The sequence below is a fragment of the Streptomyces sp. NPDC059080 genome (genome assembly GCF_042739975.1).
GTDB lineage: Bacteria > Actinomycetota > Actinomycetes > Streptomycetales > Streptomycetaceae > Streptomyces > Streptomyces benahoarensis.
Genome location: NZ_JBHYGX010000009.1, coordinates 147,615 through 165,761, shown reverse-complemented (window position 1 = coordinate 165,761; position 18,147 = coordinate 147,615). Strand labels below are relative to the sequence as shown.

16 protein-coding genes are annotated in these 18,147 nt (G+C 72.8%); 12 read left to right on the top strand and 4 right to left on the bottom strand.

Going from position 1 to position 18,147, the window contains the following annotated elements; genetic code table 11:
• Positions 1-228: 228 nt before the first annotated feature.
• Entirely contained in the window at positions 229-954 is a 726-nt protein-coding gene (locus ACFWWQ_RS10385; RefSeq protein WP_384593356.1) for a 3'-5' exonuclease, read from the bottom strand.
• Between the two features lie 421 nt (positions 955-1,375).
• On the opposite strand from ACFWWQ_RS10385, the gene ACFWWQ_RS10380 reads away from it, so the two are divergent.
• Positions 1,376-2,527: a hypothetical protein gene (locus ACFWWQ_RS10380; protein WP_384593240.1), complete on the top strand. Its 1,152-nt coding sequence runs from the start codon at positions 1,376-1,378 to the stop codon at positions 2,525-2,527.
• Between the two features lie 286 nt (positions 2,528-2,813).
• Entirely contained in the window at positions 2,814-4,793 is a 1,980-nt protein-coding gene (thrS, locus tag ACFWWQ_RS10375; RefSeq protein WP_384593237.1) for a threonine--tRNA ligase, read from the top strand.
• Positions 4,794-4,965: 172 nt separating this feature from the next.
• Here the strand turns inward: thrS and ACFWWQ_RS10370 are convergent, their stop codons facing one another.
• Positions 4,966-5,166: a hypothetical protein gene (locus ACFWWQ_RS10370; RefSeq protein WP_384593234.1), complete on the bottom strand. Its 201-nt coding sequence runs from the start codon at positions 5,164-5,166 to the stop codon at positions 4,966-4,968.
• Between ACFWWQ_RS10370 and ACFWWQ_RS10365 the strand changes: the two genes are divergently transcribed.
• From ACFWWQ_RS10365 to ACFWWQ_RS10355, 3 genes are all read left to right on the top strand, one after another.
• Positions 5,167-5,724, top strand: coding sequence for an HIT family protein (locus tag ACFWWQ_RS10365; RefSeq protein ID WP_384593231.1), 558 nt, complete (start codon positions 5,167-5,169; stop codon positions 5,722-5,724). It abuts the gene before it with no gap.
• A gap of 184 nt (positions 5,725-5,908) precedes the next feature.
• The gene (locus ACFWWQ_RS10360) at positions 5,909-6,694 is read left to right on the top strand and encodes a polysaccharide deacetylase family protein (protein ID WP_384593228.1); all 786 of its coding nucleotides are present in this window, start codon (positions 5,909-5,911) and stop codon (positions 6,692-6,694) included.
• The gene (locus ACFWWQ_RS10355; RefSeq protein WP_384593225.1) at positions 6,694-7,887 is read left to right on the top strand and encodes a YncE family protein; all 1,194 of its coding nucleotides are present in this window, start codon (positions 6,694-6,696) and stop codon (positions 7,885-7,887) included. Before ACFWWQ_RS10360 ends, ACFWWQ_RS10355 begins: the two co-directional genes overlap by 1 nt.
• A gap of 78 nt (positions 7,888-7,965) precedes the next feature.
• Here the strand turns inward: ACFWWQ_RS10355 and ACFWWQ_RS10350 are convergent, their stop codons facing one another.
• Both ACFWWQ_RS10350 and ACFWWQ_RS10345 read right to left on the bottom strand, forming a co-directional pair.
• Complete coding sequence (locus ACFWWQ_RS10350; RefSeq protein WP_384593353.1) at positions 7,966-9,642, bottom strand: hypothetical protein; 1,677 nt, start codon at positions 9,640-9,642, stop codon at positions 7,966-7,968.
• Between the two features lie 121 nt (positions 9,643-9,763).
• Complete coding sequence (locus tag ACFWWQ_RS10345) at positions 9,764-11,941, bottom strand: elongation factor G-like protein EF-G2 (RefSeq protein ID WP_384593222.1); 2,178 nt, start codon at positions 11,939-11,941, stop codon at positions 9,764-9,766.
• A gap of 216 nt (positions 11,942-12,157) precedes the next feature.
• On the opposite strand from ACFWWQ_RS10345, the gene pgsA reads away from it, so the two are divergent.
• The 7 genes from pgsA to ACFWWQ_RS10310 all read left to right on the top strand — a co-directional run bounded on the left by pgsA (position 12,158) and on the right by ACFWWQ_RS10310 (position 17,993).
• A complete protein-coding gene (pgsA, locus tag ACFWWQ_RS10340) occupies positions 12,158-12,814 on the top strand; it encodes a phosphatidylinositol phosphate synthase (protein WP_384593219.1) in 657 nt (218 codons plus the stop codon).
• Positions 12,811-13,740 carry a phosphatidylinositol mannoside acyltransferase gene (locus ACFWWQ_RS10335; protein WP_384593216.1) on the top strand — a complete coding sequence of 310 codons (930 nt, stop codon included), beginning with the start codon at positions 12,811-12,813 and terminating at the stop codon, positions 13,738-13,740. The genes pgsA and ACFWWQ_RS10335 overlap by 4 nt, the downstream gene beginning before the upstream one ends.
• On the top strand, positions 13,737-14,942 hold the full coding sequence (locus ACFWWQ_RS10330; protein WP_384593213.1) for a glycosyltransferase family 4 protein: 1,206 nt from the start codon (positions 13,737-13,739) through the stop codon (positions 14,940-14,942). The genes ACFWWQ_RS10335 and ACFWWQ_RS10330 overlap by 4 nt, the downstream gene beginning before the upstream one ends.
• A 58-nt stretch (positions 14,943-15,000) precedes the next feature.
• Positions 15,001-15,546 carry a hypothetical protein gene (locus ACFWWQ_RS10325; RefSeq protein ID WP_384593210.1) on the top strand — a complete coding sequence of 182 codons (546 nt, stop codon included), beginning with the start codon at positions 15,001-15,003 and terminating at the stop codon, positions 15,544-15,546.
• Between the two features lie 121 nt (positions 15,547-15,667).
• Positions 15,668-16,579 (top strand): pyridoxal 5'-phosphate synthase lyase subunit PdxS, encoded by a 912-nt coding sequence (gene pdxS / locus ACFWWQ_RS10320; RefSeq protein WP_384593207.1) that lies wholly within the window; start codon positions 15,668-15,670, stop codon positions 16,577-16,579.
• Between the two features lie 8 nt (positions 16,580-16,587).
• Complete coding sequence (gene pdxT, locus ACFWWQ_RS10315) at positions 16,588-17,178, top strand: pyridoxal 5'-phosphate synthase glutaminase subunit PdxT (protein WP_384593204.1); 591 nt, start codon at positions 16,588-16,590, stop codon at positions 17,176-17,178.
• A 62-nt stretch (positions 17,179-17,240) separates the two neighbouring features.
• Positions 17,241-17,993, top strand: a complete 753-nt coding sequence (locus ACFWWQ_RS10310; RefSeq protein ID WP_143943684.1) for a YebC/PmpR family DNA-binding transcriptional regulator — start codon at positions 17,241-17,243, stop codon at positions 17,991-17,993.
• The last annotated feature ends 154 nt before the right edge of the window (positions 17,994-18,147 follow it).

Below are 18,147 nucleotides of genomic sequence, written 5' to 3'. Positions count from 1 at the left end.
CGCGGGAGTGGTTCGAGCGGTTCGAGGGCGCCGGTCTCGACGGCCACGTCGCCCAACCCCCCCACCAGCCGGAACCGCCCCGCGCACCGGGGTTTTTCAATGTCAAACACCAGCGGACCCCCCCCCTCGGGGTGGGGGGGGGGGCTTTTTTTCCCCCCCCCCCCCCCTTTTCGTTGTGGCGGCAATTCCCGAACTGCCCGCGCATTTCCTGACGGTGCGGAATCCACCTCACCTTTCCTGGGCCGCGGGCCGCATCGGCCACTGCCCGTCGGCCGCGCCGCCGCGCGGGAACCACGTGTGCCGGTCGTGTACCTGAGCCTCGTACCACGTCGTCTGAAGGGTGTGGAGTTCGTCCGGCCGCAGTCGGGCGAGGCGGGCAGCGAAGCGTCGGCCCAGCGCGCGGACCAGCTCCAGGACGGTGAGCACGTCGTCGGCGGTGCGCCCGGTGCCGTGCCCGCTGTCGGACGGCTTGACGTCGTAGGGCGCGCAGAGGCCGGGGAGGGTGCGGGCGCCCTTGCGGTAGCGGTCCAGGTGGGTGTCGAGGACCAGCGGGTCGAGGACGTGCAGGGGGTGGCTGCCGAGATAGCCGGTCAGGGAGGTGGCGCGGTGGCGCGTCGCCTCGCGGTCCAGGAGCGTCAGGGTGAACGGAGCGTCCAGCACGGCCACCGGGCGGCCGGACGCCGCTTGCGAGCTCAGAGCCCGCGCGATCTCGTCGACCGCGGGCGCAGGCCAGCGGCCGCGGCGCGCGAGATGCCCGGCGGTCAGGCCGTGCGCCGCCGTCGCCGCCTCGGGTGTCTCCACACCGGGGCTGATCAGCCAGCAGGTGAGCGCCGGGGAGGCGCCCGGGGTCTCCTGGACCGCCAGCGCCGCCGCGACGATGCGGTCGGTCTCGGGATCGTCTCCGGTCGTCCCGACGCCGAACGCCGCCAGCGGACCGTCGTACCAGCACGGCACCATCGCCACTCCTCGCACTCCGACATCACGGCGCGGGCGCCCCGGCGCCGGCCGGCCGCTCCCGGCTGACGAACCTGGGCCCGAGCAGGTGATACCCGCCTCGTGGTGTCGCCGAACCGCTTTTGTTTGCGGGCCTCTTGACGGGGAGACAAACCAAGAGGACGGGGTGTGGTGCACGTCCGGCCGCGGACTCCCGTCGTACCGAAGCACTCCCGCGAGACCCGCCGGCACCCGGCGCGCCCGCGCCCGGCCCGGGGCCGCCGTCCCCGCGCACCGCACCCGCCCCGCCGCACACCCCGGCGGGCCCGGCTGCCCCGTACCGCTGCCACTGGACGACCCGGCCGGCCCCCGGTCACCGGCCGCGGTACTTCGACCACCGCGCCCTGGTTCCGGCGCGGACCGGGCCGGGAGGGAGAGTGTGATGCACCGGCCGACCGACGACCCCGCCGCGCCGGGCCCGCAGCTGCCGGGCGCCGGTATCCCGTTGCCCGACCCGGCGGCCATCGACCCCGCGATCCTCGGCGCGTTGTTGGCCCGGCACGGCTGGCACCGGACGGGCGGCCCCGGCGGGCGGTACGCGCGCTGGACCCCGCCGGGCGGCGGCGCCGGGCTGCTGGTGCCGCAGGACCAGCGCTTCCCCGAGTGCGCCGATCTGCTCGCCGAGGCGCTGGCCACCCTCAGCGTCAGCCCGGCACCGTACGCCCGGGAGGTGCTGCTGGGGATGGCGGCGCTCAGCGACGAGGTGCGCTGGGAGCGGCTGGCGCCGGGGAGCGGGTCGGTGGTGGCGCGCTGGGTGGCGCAGGAGCAGTTGCGCGGTGCGGCGCGCGCGATGCTGTCCGCCGCGGCGCTGGGCAGCTGCGCCCGCGCCGGGTACTACGGGTCCCGCTACCGCGGCCACACGGAGCGCTTCCTGGGGGAGGCGCTGCTCGGACCGGCGCCGGAGGGCCGTCGGCTCGCCGCGTTCCTCCCGGTGTCGGTCGGCCGGGGCCCGGTGATCACTCTGCACCGGGCGCTGCGCGCGGCCCGCGACGCCACCGATCACCGGCGCGCCACCGGAGGCGTCGAGGCGTTCGATGCGGCGGTGGCGTTCGGCGTCTGCCATGAGCTGGTGCAGGCGCTGATCGCGCTGGTCCACGAGGGCGGCGGCATCCGGATCACGGTGGACTGGTCGCCCGGCGCGGGCCCGCCGCCCGGCTGCCCGGTCCGCCCCGGGCCCGTGGAGTTCACCCCGGGCGACCTCCCGGCGCTGGCGGACGCCGCCCAGCGCTACGTACGCGGCGAACCGTCGCTCCCGGTACGGGTGACCGGCGCGGTGGTGCGGCTGCACCGGGAGCGGCCCGGCGGGGGAGTGGTACGGCTGCGGGTGATCTCCGGGGCGGACGTCGAGCAGGTACGGATCGCGCTCGGCGACGACGACTACCGCGTCGCGGGCCAGGCCCATCTGATGAACCTGCCGGTCCGGATCAGCGGCCGTCTGGAGAGCCGCGGCGGTTTCCGGCGCCTCACCGGGGCGCGCGGCGTCGTACCGCTGCCTACGGGGGAGACGGAGGCGGAACCCGGGGAGCCGTCGTGAAACCGTCGTCCCCAGGGGCGCTCGGCGGAACCGCCGGATCATAGGGCGCCCCGGGGAATCGTCGCCCCAAGGGCGCTCGGGCGAACCGCCGGGCCATAGGGCGCCCGGAGGAACCGTCGCCCCTGGGGCACCCCGGAGAACAGTCGCCCCAAAGGCGGCCCGCCGGGCCCGCCCGCCCCGGGGAGGCCGGGCCCCGGTAAACCGTTTCGCGGTCCGGTCCGCGGGATCGGTACGATTTGCCTGCGCAGCAATCGCTGACGTGCAGCAGACATGACAGGAGAGACCGGTGTCAGACGTCCGTGTGACCGTCCAACGCGATTCCGAGCGGGAAGAACGCGTGGTGACCACGGGCACTACGGCCGCCGACCTCTTCCAGGGCGAGCGCGCCGTCGTCGCCGCGCGGGTGGCCGGGGAGCTGAAGGACCTGGCGTACGAGGTGGCCGACGGCGAGACCGTCGAGCCCGTCGAGATCACCTCCGAGGACGGCCTGAACATCCTGCGGCACTCCACCGCACACGTGATGGCGCAGGCCGTGCAGGAGCTGTTCCCGCAGGCCAAGCTCGGCATCGGCCCGCCCATCAAGGACGGCTTCTACTACGACTTCGACGTGGAGACCCCGTTCCACCCGGACGACCTCAAGCGCATCGAGAAGAAGATGCAGGAGATCCAGAAGCGCGGCCAGAAGTTCGCGCGCCGGGTCACCACCGACGAGGACGCCCGCGTCGAGCTGGCCGACGAGCCGTACAAGCTGGAGCTGATCGGCCTCAAGGGCAACGCCGCCGAGGCCGCCGAGGGCGCCGACGCCGAGGTGGGCGGCGGCGAGCTGACCATCTACGACAACCTCGACGCCAAGACCGGCGAGCTGTGCTGGAAGGACCTCTGCCGCGGCCCGCACCTGCCCAGCACCCGCGTCATCCCGGCCTTCAAGCTGATGCGCTCGGCCGCCGCCTACTGGCGCGGCAGCGAGAAGAACAAGCAGCTCCAGCGGATCTACGGCACCGCCTGGCCGACCAAGGACGAGCTCAAGGCCCACCTGGAGTTCCTGGCCGAGGCCGAGAAGCGCGACCACCGCAAGCTCGGCGCCGAGCTGGACCTCTTCTCCTTCCCGGAGGAGCTCGGCCCGGGCCTCGCGGTGTTCCACCCCAAGGGCGGCGTCATCCGCAAGGAGATGGAGACCTACTCCCGCAAGCGCCACGAGGTCTCCGGCTACGAGTTCGTGAACACCCCGCACCTCTCGAAGGAGAAGCTCTTCGAGATCTCGGGGCACCTGCCGCACTACGCGGAGGGCATGTTCCCGGCCATCGAGTTCGACGAGCAGAACTACCGCCTCAAGGCGATGAACTGCCCGATGCACAACCTGATCTTCAAGTCGCGCGGCCGTTCCTACCGTGAACTGCCCCTGCGGCTCTTCGAGTTCGGCACGGTGTACCGCTACGAGAAGTCGGGCGTCGTGCACGGCCTGACCCGCTCGCGCGGCTTCACCCAGGACGACTCGCACATCTACTGCACCAAGGACCAGATGCCCGAGGAGCTGGACACGCTCCTGACCTTCGTGCTGGACCTGCTGCGCGACTACGGCCTGAGCGAGTTCGAGCTGGAGCTGTCCACCCGCGACGAATCCGACAAGTTCATCGGCACCGACGAGGACTGGGCCGAGGCCACCGAGGCGCTGCGCCTGGCCGCCGAGAAGCAGGGCCTGCCGCTCGTCCCCGACCCGGGCGGCGCCGCGTACTACGGCCCGAAGATCTCCGTGCAGGCGAAGGACGCCATCGGCCGGTCCTGGCAGATGTCGACGATCCAGGTGGACTTCAACCAGCCCAAGCGGTTCCACCTTGAGTACACCGCGGCGGACGGCTCCAAGCAGCAGCCCGTCATGATCCACCGCGCGCTGTTCGGTTCGATCGAGCGGTTCTTCGGCGTGCTTCTGGAGCACTACGCGGGCGCCTTCCCCGTGTGGCTCGCCCCCGTCCAGGCCACCGGCATCCCGATCGGCGACAGCCACGTCCCGTACCTCCAGGAGTTCGCCGCCGAGGCGCGCGCCCAGGGGCTGCGGATCGACGTCGACGCGTCGTCGGACCGCATGCAGAAGAAGATCCGCAACGCCCAGAAGAGCAAGGTGCCCTTCATGGTCATCGCCGGTGACGAGGACGTCGCCAACGGCGCGGTCTCCTTCCGCTACCGCGACGGCTCGCAGAAGAACGGCATCCCGCGCGCCGAGGCGATCGCCGAGATCGTGGACGCGGTGGAGCGCCGGATCCAGGTGTGAGTCAGCGCTGACCCGTCGGGGGGGGGCCCCCGGGGGGCGCGCCGCCCGCGGGCGGCGCGCGTGGCGCGGCTCACGGCGCGCGCGCCCCGGCCCCCGCGCCCCGCCGGCCCGCGGCCCCCCCCCCCCCGCCGCCCCCCGCCGGTTTCCCGTACGCCCCGGGCCCGGCCCCGCCTCACTCCTCGCCCTCCTGCCGGAAGCGCCGCACCAGCCAGGAGGAGAACGTGCCGACCACCGCGCCGACCGGCGCGACCCCGGTGCACATCAGCCCGGTGGCGACGAGGAGCCACACACGGTGACGGGGCGCGGTCCATCGGCCCGGCATCGGGCAGTGCGCGGTGCGCCCCGGCGACACGCCGCGGACGGCGGACGCCATATGCTGGCCGGTATGACGAGCGAGCCGGAGCAGCAGATCGGAGTCGGGACACAGGACGCCTTCCAGCGCCTGTGGACGCCCCACCGGATGGCGTACATCCAGGGGGAGAACAAGCCGAGCGGCCCTGGGGCCGACGACGGCTGTCCGTTCTGCGCGATCCCCGCCAAGTCCGACGAGGACGGTCTGGTGATCGCCCGCGGTGAGCACGTCTACGCGGTGCTGAACCTCTACCCGTACAACGGCGGGCATCTGATGGTGGTGCCGTTCCGGCACGTCGCGGACTACACCGAGCTGGACGGCGCGGAGACCGCGGAGCTGGCGGAGCTGACCAAGCACGCGATGACCGCGCTGCGCACCGCGTCGGGGGCGCACGGCTTCAACATCGGCATGAACCAGGGCGCGGTGGCCGGTGCGGGCATCGCCGCCCACCTGCACCAGCACGTCGTCCCGCGCTGGGGCGGCGACACCAACTTCATGCCGGTGGTCGGCCACACCAAGGTCCTGCCGCAGCTGCTCGCCGACACCCGGCGGATGCTCGCGGACGCCTGGCCCGCATAGGCGGTGTCTTCTCGATCTCCGCGGGGCCCACGGAGATCGAGAAGAAACCCCCTGGCGACACCGCCGCCCCGGGGCCCGTGCGCGCGTCCCGGGGCCTGGTCCGGCGCTCCGGCAGCAGGCGCCACTCCTCCGAAGGGCCGAACAAAAGACCTCCACTCGGTCCGTCCCGCTCTGTAATGGAGTGGTGACTTCACCGGACCGCCGTTCCGTGCTACGCGCTGCCGCCGTGGCCGCCGCCGGGGCGGCCGCCACCGCCTGCACCCGGAGCGGCGCGGCCCCCGCGGCCGCCCGCGCCACCGCCCCGGCCACCCCGCGCCCGGCCTCGCCCCGCCCGGCGCACGCCGCCCGGCCGCCCACCCGCGCGCCGGGCCTTCCCGCACAGATCGCGCACGGCCCCCGGCGGGGCGACGCGGTCGCGCTGACCTTCCACGGCCAGGGCGACCCGAAGACCGCCACCGCGCTGCTCCGCGAGGCCGAGCGGGCGGGTGCCCGCCTCACCGTGCTGGCGGTCGGCACCTGGCTCGACGAACAGCCCGCGATGGCCCGCCGCATCCTCGACGGCGGCCACGAACTCGGCAACCACACCCTCCACCACCGCACCATCTGCGCCCTGCCCGAGGACGAGGCGTACGCCGAGATCACCGGCTGCGCCGACCGGTTGCGGGCCCTCACCGGCACCATCGGCAGCTGGTTCCGCCCCTCGCGGACGCAGTACGCCACCGACCAGGTGATCCGCCTGGCCCGTCGGGCCGGATACCCGCACGTCCTCTCGTACGACCTCGACTCCCTCGACGCCGACGACCCCGGCGCGCCCGCCGTCCAGCGCACGGTGCTGGACGGTGCCCGGCCCGGCTCGGTCGTCAGCCTCCACCTCGGGCACCCCGGCACCGTTGCCGCGCTGCCCCCGATCCTCGACGGCCTGCACCGGCGCGGTCTGCGCGCGGTGACGACTACGGAGCTGGTGACCTGATGGCTGACCGGACCCCCGCCCTCCGCCGCACCCCGGGGAAGGCGGCCCTGCTGGCCGCCGCGTGCGCGCTGCTCGCCGCCGGATGCGGGGCGGACGGCACCGCCGCCCGCCCCGGGCACACCCCGCGCCCCGCGAGCCCGTCCCCGGCGGCGGCCGCCCGCCCCGGTCTGCCCGGCATGCCGCCGCTGCTCGACCCGCACGACATCTACGCCGCGGACCGGCCGGGCAAGCTCGTCCCGCAGGTCAAGGACTATCCGTCGATGGTGTACGTCCCCAACACCATCTCCAACACGGTCAGCGTCATCGACCCGCGGACGTACAAGGTCGTGCGGACCATGCCGGTGGGCGTGCAGCCGCAGCACGTCGTACCGTCCTGGGACCTGAAGACGCTGTGGGTCAACAACGACCGCGGCAACAGCCTCACCCCGGTCGACCCGCGCACCGGCAAGGCGGGCAAGACCGTCGCGGTGCACGACCCGTACAACCTCTACTTCACGCCCGACGGCAAGTACGCGATCGTGATGGCGTCGATGGACAAGCAGCTGGTCTTCCGCGACCCGCACACCATGGAGGTCCGCAAGACCGTGGAGGTGACCTGCGCCGGGGTCAACCACGCCGACTTCTCCGCCGACGGCCGGTACTTCATCGTCTCCTGCGAGTTCTCCGGCGAACTGCTCAAGGTCGACACCGCGAAGATGGCGGTGACCGGCCAGCAGAAGCTGCCGCAGTACGGCGCGATGCCGCAGGACGTCAAGCTCTCCCCGGACGGGAAGACCTGGTACGTCGCCGATATGACGTCCGACGGGGTGTGGGTTCTCGACGGCGACCACTTCACCCGGCCGAAGCTGCTGCGCACCGGCAAGGGCGCCCACGGCCTCTACGTCAGCCGCGACTCGAAGCAGATGTACATCTCCAACCGCGGCGAGGGCACCATCTCCCTGCTGGACTTCGCCACCGGCCGCCTCACCGGCAAATGGCACATCCGCGGCGGCGGCAGCCCCGACATGGGCGGCGTCTCCGCCGACGGCAAGGTCCTGTGGCTCTCCGGCCGCTACCACTCCGAGGTCTACGCCCTCGACACCCGTACGGGGGAGACCCTGGCGAAGATCCCCGTCGGGAACGGCCCGCACGGCCTCGCGGTCTACCCGCAGCCCGGCCGCTACTCCCTGGGCCACACCGGCATCTTCCGCTGAGCCCGCACAACGGCCGACTCCCGTACGGGCGGACCCGTACGGGAGTCGGAAGAGCGGGGAGCGGACGGCCGCCGCGGGTCAGGCGCTGTACTCGTCGGCCTTCCGCGGCTCGACGCCCTGGACCAGACCGCTGAGCATCATCGAACGGCCCTCGAAGCGCTCGATGTCCACGCCGTTCTCCTTGAGCACGCCCACCGCGGCCGTATGGACCGCCCGCAGCACGGGCGTCGCCGCGCGCAGCGCGTCATCGGCCATGAAACGGTGCCGCCAGGGCTTGTCCGCCCAGACGTGCCGCAGCCCGAACGGCTCGGGCAGCGCCAGCTTGCCGCCGAGGAAGTCCAGCACGGACGGGAACCACGTCAGCGGGGCGCGGGCGGCGAGGCGGACGACCTCGGCCGTGTCGATCAGCGGCAGCGTCTGCTTGCGCGTCTCCCAGAACTTGATGACCTTCGCGACCTCTTTGGTCTTGGGGGACGGCTTGCCGGAGAACAGGGAGTTGACCGGGCCGAGGGCGTGACCGGTGACCTCGATGCGCAGCGTCTCGTGCAGCACCGTGACGGTGATCAGCAGCGTCAGCACCAACTGGCCGTCCCAGAGCACGAACTGCACGCCCAGGTAGTGGCGGTTGCCGCTGCCGAACTGCTGCTCGTTGCAGATCCGCTCGATCTCGTGGCCGCGGATCCGGAAGGCGTCGGTGTCTGTGCCGTCCGGGCGGCTGACCTCCTTGGCCTTCTCCCCGACCGGCGAGACGATCCAGTGGTTGACCTGCGGCGCCTGCTGGAATCCGCCGGTGTGCAGCGGGCTGCGCTCCAGCATCCGCAGCCGGTCGTGGATCGCCCGGATCACGTCCCAGCTGCGGAACGGATGGATCTCCGTCCCCTCCTTCGCCGGCTTCAGCTCCTCGGCCAGATGCCAGCTGCCCCAGCGTGTCCCCATGCCGAGGATGCCGCGCGGACCGGCGTAGAAGACGACGTTGCTGCGCTGCTCGGCGGAGAGTTTGGCGAGATTGTGCCGCAGGGTTTCGGCCGCTATCTCACCGGGATCGCCCGGCACCGCCTCGGGGATCTTCGCGCCGACCCCGCCGCCGTCCAACAGCCCCTGCCACGCCTCGCGCAGCAGTACGGCCGTCCGCTCGCAGATCTGCTTGGCGAACCACCAGCCGATCACCGGGGCGATGACCATGGCGCGCGCGTACAGCGGCCAGAAGCCCGTCGCCGGCAGCTTGATCAGCAGGACCACCCCGGCCACCGCGAGCAGGGCGAGGAGCGCCGAGCCGCCGACGGACGTCTTGCCGTCCTTGGCGAGGTACTTCTTCGCCTGGAAGCCGCCCAGCCACAGCAGCACACCGGGCAGGAACGCCACCCCGCACAGCAGCATGATGACCGTCAGCTTGGCGTCCCGCTGCTTGCGGATACGGGTGGCCGCCAGGCAGTGCTCGACGATGACCTGCGGCTCGGTGCCGAAGGACTGGATGAGCGCCTTGCGGCCGCCGCCGAGCATCCGCGTCTGGATCGCCCGGGAGAACGCCTCGCCGAGATTGGGCTCGAACAGCGAGAGCTTGGGCTTCTTGATCTCGGAGGCGCCCGCATCCGAATCGGCCTTGGAGATATCGGCCAGCGGACTGTCCCGATAGGCGGCGGAGGCCAACGCCTGGGTCGCCGCGGTCTGTCCCGCGCCTCCCAGGAGCGGCACCTGCGCCCCAGGACTGAAGTCGAAGCCGTCTGCTGCCACTGCCCGCCCCCAACGCCGCACCATCACTGCCGCGGCTCTTTACCCGTTCACCGCTCCTGGCACACCTGCCGAGCCCGTCCGGCCAGCGTACAGGCGGCGCCGGGCCCAAGGGAGTTGACCGGTCAGGTGGTCGGTCAATCGTTGACTATGCGCCGATTTCCGGGCCCCGCCGCACCGCCGCCGCCAGCTGTTGCGGCATCGGTTCGTGCCGGAGATAGGTCCGGGTGAAGCGGCCCGTGCCGTGCGCGAGCGAGCGGAGATCGACGGCGTACCGGGCGATCTCCGCCTCCGGCACCTCGGCCCGTACCCAGGTACGGTCGCCCACCTCCTCCTGCTCGGTGCCGACCACCCGGCCGCGCCGCCCGGACAGATCGCTCATCACCGGCCCGACGAACTCGTCCGGAATCAACACCGCGACCTCCGCGACCGGTTCGAGCAGTTCGATCCGCACCTGTCCCGCCGCGTCCCGCAGCGCCAGCGCCCCGGCCGCCTGGAACGCCGCGTCCGACGAGTCCACCGCATGCGCCTTGCCGTCCCGCAACGTGACCCGGACGTCGACGAGCGGATACCCGGCCGCCACCCCCTGTGCCGCCTGGGCGCGTACCCCCTTCTCCACCGACGTGATGAACTGCCGCGGCACCGCGCCGCCCACCACCGTGTCCACGAACTCGACGCCGGAGCCCGCGGGCAGCGGCTCCACCTCGATCTCGCAGATCGCGAACTGGCCGTGCCCGCCGGACTGTTTGACCTGCCGCCCCCGCCCGGCCGCCGCACCGCCGAACGTCTCCCGCAGCGGTACGCGGTACGGAACGGTGTCGACCCGGACGCCGTAACGGGTGCGCAGCCGCTCCAGCGCGACCTCCGCGTGCGCCTCGCCCAGACACCACAACACCACCTGGCCGGTGTGCGGATGCTGCTCCAGACGCATCGTCGGATCCTCCGCGACCAGCCGCGCCAGCCCGTGCGAGAGCTTGTCCTCGTCCGCCTTGCCGTGCGCCTCGATCGCGACCGGCAGCTGCGGATCGGGCATCGTCCACGGCGCCATCAGCAGCGGGTCCCCGCACGACGAGAGCGTGTCGCCGGTCTCCGCCCGGGCGAGCTTCGCCACGCACGCCAACTCCCCGGCCACCGCCTGCGCCAGCGGCCGCTGCTGCTTCCCGGACGGCGCGGACAGCGCCCCCACCCGCTCCTGCACATCGTGGTCGGCGTGGCCGCGGTCCTCCAGACCGTGTCCCGAGACGTGCACCGCCTCGTCCGGCCGCAGCGTGCCGGAGAACACCCGCACCAGCGACAGTCTGCCGACGTACGGATCGGAGGTGGTCTTGACGACCTCCGCCGCCAGTGGCCCGGCCGGATCGCAGACCAGCGGCGGACGCGGCGCGCCATCGGGCGTGGTGACCTCCGGGGCCGTCCGCTCGCCCGCCGCCGGGAAGCCCCGTACGAGGAGGTCCAGCAGCTCCACGGTGCCCAGGCCCTGCCGGGCGGAGCCGGTGACGGGGGCCGCGGCGAGCACCGGGTGGAAGGTGCCGCGGGCGACCGCCGTCTCCAGGTCGGCGACGAGCGACGCGACGTCCAGCTCCTCGCCGCCGAGATAGCGGTCCATCAGCGTTTCGTCCTCGCTCTCCGCGATGATCCCCTCGATCAGGCGGCCGCGCGCCTCGTCCAGCAGCGGCAGTTCCGCGGCGTCCGGGTCCCGCTCGGTGCGTTCGCCCGACGCGTATTCGGCGACCCGCCGCGTCAACAGCCCGAGCAGGCCCGTCACCGGTGCGTGGCCGTCCGCGCCCGCCGCGCCGTACAGCGGGAGGTACAGGGGGAGTACGGCGTCCGGGTCGCCGTCGCCGAGGGCTTCGCCGCAGCCGCGCAGGACGGTGGTGACATCGGCGCGGGCGGCGTCGAGGTGGGTGAGGACCAGCGCCCGCGGCATGCCGACCGCCGCGCACTCCTCCCACACCGCGCGGGTCGCCCCGGCCACGTCCTCCGCGGCGGAGACGACGAAGAGGGCCGCGTCCGCCGCCCGCAGCCCGGCCCGCAGCTCCCCGACGAAGTCGGCGTACCCGGGGGTGTCCAGCAGATTGATCCGGCAGCCGCGCCACTCCAGGGGGACCAGTGACAGCTGGACCGAGCGCTGTCTGCGCTGCTCGATCGGGTCCTGGTCGGAGAGGGTGTCGCCGTCCTCGACCCGCCCGGCGCGGCCGGTGGCCCCGGCGGCCAGGGCCAGCGTCTCCACGAGGGTGGTCTTGCCCGCGCCGCTGTGGCCGACCAGCACCACATTGCGGACGGCGGCGGGGCCGCCGGCCGCCCCGGCTCCCGGCTTCTCGTTCATGCCCTCGCCTCCAGGTCGTCACCTTTGCGGTGATTCGAGCTTTCCACCGCGGTGGGGGCCCGTCCACAGGGAGCGGCGGGGGAGTGGCGGTCCCCGCAGGTCGCCGGGCGTCCCCGGGCGGCGCCGTGGGTGCGCGGTGCCCGGGGAGCGCCTGGCTACGATGGGCCAGCCGGTGGCCCCTTGACCGCACGGCCCGTATCGACCTCCGGGAAGGCCATGCTGAACAAGTACGCGCGTGCGTTCTTCACGCGTGTTCTCACGCCGTTCGCCGCCCTGCTCATCCGCCTCGGCGTCAGCCCGGACGCGGTCACCCTCCTCGGTACGGGGGGCGTGGTCGCCGGTGCCCTGGTCTTCTACCCCCGCGGTGAATTCTTCTGGGGCACCGTCGTCACCACCCTCTTCGTCTTCTCCGACCTGGTCGACGGCAACATGGCGCGGCAGCTGGGACGCTCCAGCCGCTGGGGCGCCTTCCTGGACTCCACCCTCGACCGGGTCGCCGACTCCGCGATCTTCGGCGGCCTCGCCCTCTGGTACGCCGGTCGCGGCGACAGCCTGATGCTCTGCGCGATGGCGATCTTCTGCCTCGCCAGCGGCCAGGTCGTCTCGTACACCAAGGCACGCGGCGAGGCCATCGGGCTGCCGGTGAACGTCAACGGTCTGGTCGAACGCGCCGAGCGGCTGGTCATCACCCTCGTCGCCTGCGGCCTGTCCGGGCTGCACGCCTTCGGGGTGCCCGGCGTGCAGGTTCTGCTGCCGATCGCCCTGTGGATCGTCGGCATCGGCAGCGCCGTCACCCTCGCCCAGCGGGTGGTGACGGTCCGCCGGGAGTCCGCCGAGGCGGACGCCGTCGCGCACGGGGGGAACGGCGTATGAGCCGCATCGCCACCGACAAGCTCACCGACGCCCTGTACGGGCTGGGCTGGAGCACCGTCAAGAAGCTGCCGGAAGGCGTGGCGGTGCGCCTGGGCCGCACGATCGCCGACGCCGCCTGGCGCCGCCGTGGCAAGGGAGTGCTGCGCCTGGAGGCCAACCTCGCCCGCGTCGTCCCGGATGCCACCCCGCAGCGGCTGACCGAGCTCTCCCGCGCCGGGATGCGCTCGTACATGCGCTACTGGATGGAGTCCTTCCGGCTGCCCGCCTGGAGTACCGACCGCATAACGGCGGGCTTCGCCGCGCAGGACGTCCAGCGCCTCAAGGACGCCCTGGCGAGCGACCGCGGCGTCATCCTCGCCCTGCCGCACATGGGCAACTACGACCTGGCGGGCGTCTGGGTCACCACCGCGCTCGGTGTCCCCTTCACCACCGTCGCCCAACGCCTCAAGCCGGAATCCCTCTACGACCGCTTCGTCGCCTACCGTGAGGGCCTGGGCATGGAGGTGCTGCCGCACACCGGTGGCGCCGCCTTCGGCACCCTTGCCCGGCGGCTGCGCGCCGGTGGCCTGGTCTGCCTCGTCGCCGATCGCGACCTCTCCCACTCCGGCATCGAGGTCGACTTCTTCGGCCACGCGGCGAAGATGCCCGCGGGACCCGCGATGCTCGCCGCCCGCACCGGCGCGATGCTGCTGCCCGTCACCCTCTGGTACGACCGCACGCCGGTCATGCGCGGCCGGATCCACCCCGAGATCGAGGTCCCCGCGGAGGGCACCCGCGCCGAGAAGGCCACCGTCATGACCCAGGCGCTCGCCGATGCCTTCGCCTCCGGCATCGCCGACCACCCCGAGGACTGGCACATGCTGCAACGCCTCTGGCTCGACGACCTGGAGCCGCGCGACGCGGCCCGTGGAACGGAGACGCCGTGAGAATCGGCATCGTCTGCCCCTACGCCTGGGACGTCCCCGGCGGCGTCCAGTTCCACATCCGCGACCTCGCCGAACACCTCCTCTCCCGCGGCCACCACGTCTCCGTGCTCGCTCCCGCCGACGACGGGACGCCGCTGCCGCCGTACGTCGTCTCCGCGGGCCGCGCCGTGCCGGTGCCGTACAACGGCTCCGTCGCCCGGCTGAACTTCGGCTTCCTCTCCGCCGCCCGGGTCCGCCGCTGGCTCCAGAACGGCGCCTTCGACGTCATCCACATCCACGAACCGGCCTCGCCCTCCCTCGGCCTGCTCTCCTGCTGGGCGGCGCGGGGGCCGATCGTGGCGACGTTCCACACCTCCAACCCGCGCTCCCGGGCGATGATCGCCGCGTACCCGATCCTGCAACCGGCGCTGGAGAAGATCAGCGCGCGCATCGCGGTCAGCGAGTACGCCCGCCGCACCCTCGTCGAGCACCTCGGCGGCGACGCGGTGGTCATCCCCAACGGCGTGGACGTCGACTTCTTCGCCCGCGCCGAGCCCAAGGCCGCCTGGCAGTCGGGGGCCGCGGGCGCCGGGGACGAGGGCGGCGCGCAGCCCGGCGCCACCCTCGGCTTCATCGGCCGGATCGACGAACCCCGCAAGGGTCTGCCCGTCCTGATGCGCGCGCTGCCCGCGATCCTCGCGGAGGTCCCCGACGCCCGGCTGCTGGTCGCCGGGCGCGGCGACGAGGAGGAGGCGGTCGCCGCGCTGCCGCCCGAGCTCCGCCGCCACGTCGAGTTCCTCGGCATGGTCAGCGACGAGGACAAGGCCCGGCTGCTGCGCAGCGTCGACCTGTACGCCGCCCCGAACACCGGCGGCGAGTCCTTCGGCATCATCCTCGTCGAGGCGATGTCGGCCGGGGCGGCCGTCCTCGCCAGCGACCTCGATGCGTTCGCCCAGGTCCTCGACCAGGGCCAGGCCGGGGAGCTCTTCGCCAACGAGGACGCGGACGCCCTCGCCACCGCCGCCGTCCGCCTGCTGCGCGACCCCGCGCGCCTGGCCGAGCTGCGCGAACGCGGCTCCCGGCACGTCCGGCGGTTCGACTGGTCCACGGTCGGCGCCGACATCCTCGCGGTGTACGAGACGGTCACCGAGGGCGCGGAGCCCGGTCGTTCCGTCGCCGCCGACGAACCCGCCGGGCGGACCGCCCAGGATTACGGCGGGTGACCCCCGGGGCCGCCGGTGCCCCCGGAGCACGCCGTCCGGGCCGGTAGGGTGACGCCGCGTGACCACCTTCATCTGGATCGCGGCTGTCGTCGTCCTCTTCGGCATCTACCTGAGCTGGACCGCGGGCCGCCTCGACCGGCTGCACGCCCGTATCGACGCGGCGCGCGCCGCCCTCGACGCGCAACTGCTGCGGCGCGCCTCGGTCGCCCAGGAGATCGGCACCTCCGGTGTCCTCGACCCCGCCGCCTCGATCGTCCTCTATCAGGCGGCGCACGCCGCCCGGCAGGCACCGGAGGACGGCCGCGAGGTCGCCGAGAGCGAGCTGACGCAGGCGCTCCGCGCCACTCTCGGCGAGCGCGAGCAGGTGGACGCGGTCGGCGCGGCGCCCGGCGGCGAACAGACCCTCGCGGAGCTGACCGCCGCCGTCCGCCGCGTCCCCATGGCCCGCCGCTTCCACAACGACGCGGTGCGGGCCGCCCGCGCGGTGCGCCGCCACCGGCTCGTGCGGTACTTCCGCCTCGCCGGGCACGCGCCGTTCCCCCTCGCCTTCGAGATGGACGACGAGCCGCCCGCCGTCCTCGGGGACCCGCACACGGCCGCCTGACGCGCGGCGGTTGCCCCGGGCGGCACGAGCCACCGGCCACCAATTGGCCCTTTTCGTGGCCCCCTCACCAACGGTTGTGTGGGTGAAGAAGCGCAACCACCCGCACTGAGTGAGGTCAACCGTGTCCAGCACGCCCACCACGCCCCAGCACTCCGAGACCGGAACCGCCCGCGTCAAGCGCGGCATGGCCGAGCAGCTCAAGGGCGGCGTGATCATGGACGTCGTCACGCCCGAAGAGGCGAAGATCGCCGAGGACGCCGGCGCCGTCGCCGTCATGGCCCTGGAGCGGGTGCCCGCCGACATCCGCAAGGACGGCGGCGTCGCCCGGATGTCCGACCCGGACATGATCGACGCCATCATCGAGGCCGTCTCCATCCCCGTCATGGCCAAGTCCCGCATCGGCCACTTCGTCGAGGCCCAGGTCCTCCAGTCCCTCGGCGTCGACTACATCGACGAGTCCGAGGTCCTCACCCCCGCCGACGAGGTCAACCACTCCGACAAGTGGGCCTTCACCACCCCCTTCGTCTGCGGCGCCACCAACCTCGGCGAGGCCCTGCGCCGCATCGCCGAGGGTGCGGCCATGATCCGCTCCAAGGGCGAGGCCGGCACCGGCAACGTCGTCGAGGCGGTCCGTCACCTCCGCCAGATCAAGGGCGAGATCGCCAAGCTGCGCGGCTGCGACAACAACGAGCTGTACGCCGCCGCCAAGGAGCTGCGCGCCCCGTTCGAGCTGGTCAAGGAGGTCGCCGAGCTGGGCAAGCTGCCCGTCGTGCTGTTCTCCGCCGGTGGCGTCGCCACCCCCGCCGACGCCGCGCTGATGCGCCAGCTCGGCGCCGAGGGCGTCTTCGTCGGCTCCGGCATCTTCAAGTCCGGCGACCCCGCCAAGCGCGCCGCCGCGATCGTGAAGGCCACCACCTTCTACGACGACCCGAAGGTCGTCGCGGACGTCTCCCGCAACCTGGGCGAGGCCATGGTCGGCATCAACTGCGACACCCTCCCCGAGGCCGAGCGGTACGCCAACCGCGGCTGGTGAGCACGTACATGACCACCCCCACCATCGGAGTCCTGGCCCTCCAGGGCGACGTCCGCGAGCACCTGGTGGCGCTCGCCGCGGCGGACGCCCTGGCCCGGCCGGTGCGCCGTCCCGAGGAGCTGGACGACCTCGACGGGCTCGTCATCCCGGGCGGCGAGTCCACCACGATGTCCAAGCTCGCCGTCGTCTTCGGGATGCTGGAGCCGCTGCGCGACTTCGTCCGCTCCGGCCGCCCGGTCTACGGCACCTGCGCCGGAATGATCATGGTCGCCGACAAGCTCCTGGACGCCCGCGCGGACCAGGAGACGCTCGGCGGCGTCGACATGATCGTGCGCCGTAACGCCTTCGGACGGCAGAACGAGTCCTTCGAGGCGGCCGTCGACATGACGGGCATCCCCGGCGGGCCGGTCCACGGCGTCTTCATCCGCGCGCCTTGGGTCGAGTCCACCGGCGCTGCCACCGACGTCCTCGCGACCTACAACGGGCACACGGTGGCCGTCCGGCAAGGTAACGTCCTCGCCACGTCGTTCCACCCGGAGCTGACCGGCGACCACCGTGTGCACGCCTTTTTCGTCGACATGGTGTGTAGGGCGGCCTGAGGCGCTCCCGGTAGGATCGCACGCGTTGGTTTCTCAATGGGTTACGCGAAGGAGACAGGCGGATGTCCGGCCACTCTAAATGGGCTACGACGAAGCACAAGAAGGCCGTGATCGATGCCAAGCGCGGCAAGCTCTTCGCGAAGCTGATCAAGAACATCGAGGTCGCGGCCCGGACCGGCGGCGCCGACCCGGAAGGTAACCCGACGCTCTTCGACGCCATCCAGAAGGCGAAGAAGCAGTCGGTTCCCAACAAGAACATCGACTCCGCGCTCAAGCGCGGTGCGGGTCTCGAAGCCGGTGGCGCCGACTACGAGACGATCATGTACGAGGGTTACGGTCCGAACGGCGTCGCGGTGCTCATCGAGTGCCTCACCGACAACCGCAACCGCGCCGCCTCCGACGTCCGCGTCGCGATGACCCGCAACGGCGGCTCGATGGCCGACCCGGGCTCGGTGTCGTACCTCTTCAACCGCAAGGGCGTCGTGATCGTCCCCAAGGGTGAGCTGACCGAGGACGACGTCCTGGGCGCGGTCCTGGACGCGGGCGCCGAGGAGGTCAACGACCTCGGTGAGTCCTTCGAGGTCCTCAGCGAGGCAACCGACCTGGTGGCGGTCCGCACCGCCCTCCAGGAGGCCGGTATCGACTATGACTCGGCCGACGCCAACTTCGTCCCGACCATGCAGGTCGAGCTGGACGAGGAGGGCGCGCGCAAGATCTTCAAGCTGGTCGACGCGCTGGAGGACAGCGACGACGTGCAGAACGTCTTCGCCAACTTCGACGTCTCCGACGAGACGATGGCCAAGATCGACGCCTGACGGGGCGTTCCTCCCGTACGACCGACAGCGGCCCCCCCGCTCCCAAACGCCCGGCGCCCGGGCGCGGCCCCCCCCCGCCGGGGCCCCCCCCCCGGGGCGCCGCGCCCCCGCCCCCCCCTGGGTGAGTGGGGCCCCCATTAGCGTCCACACAAGC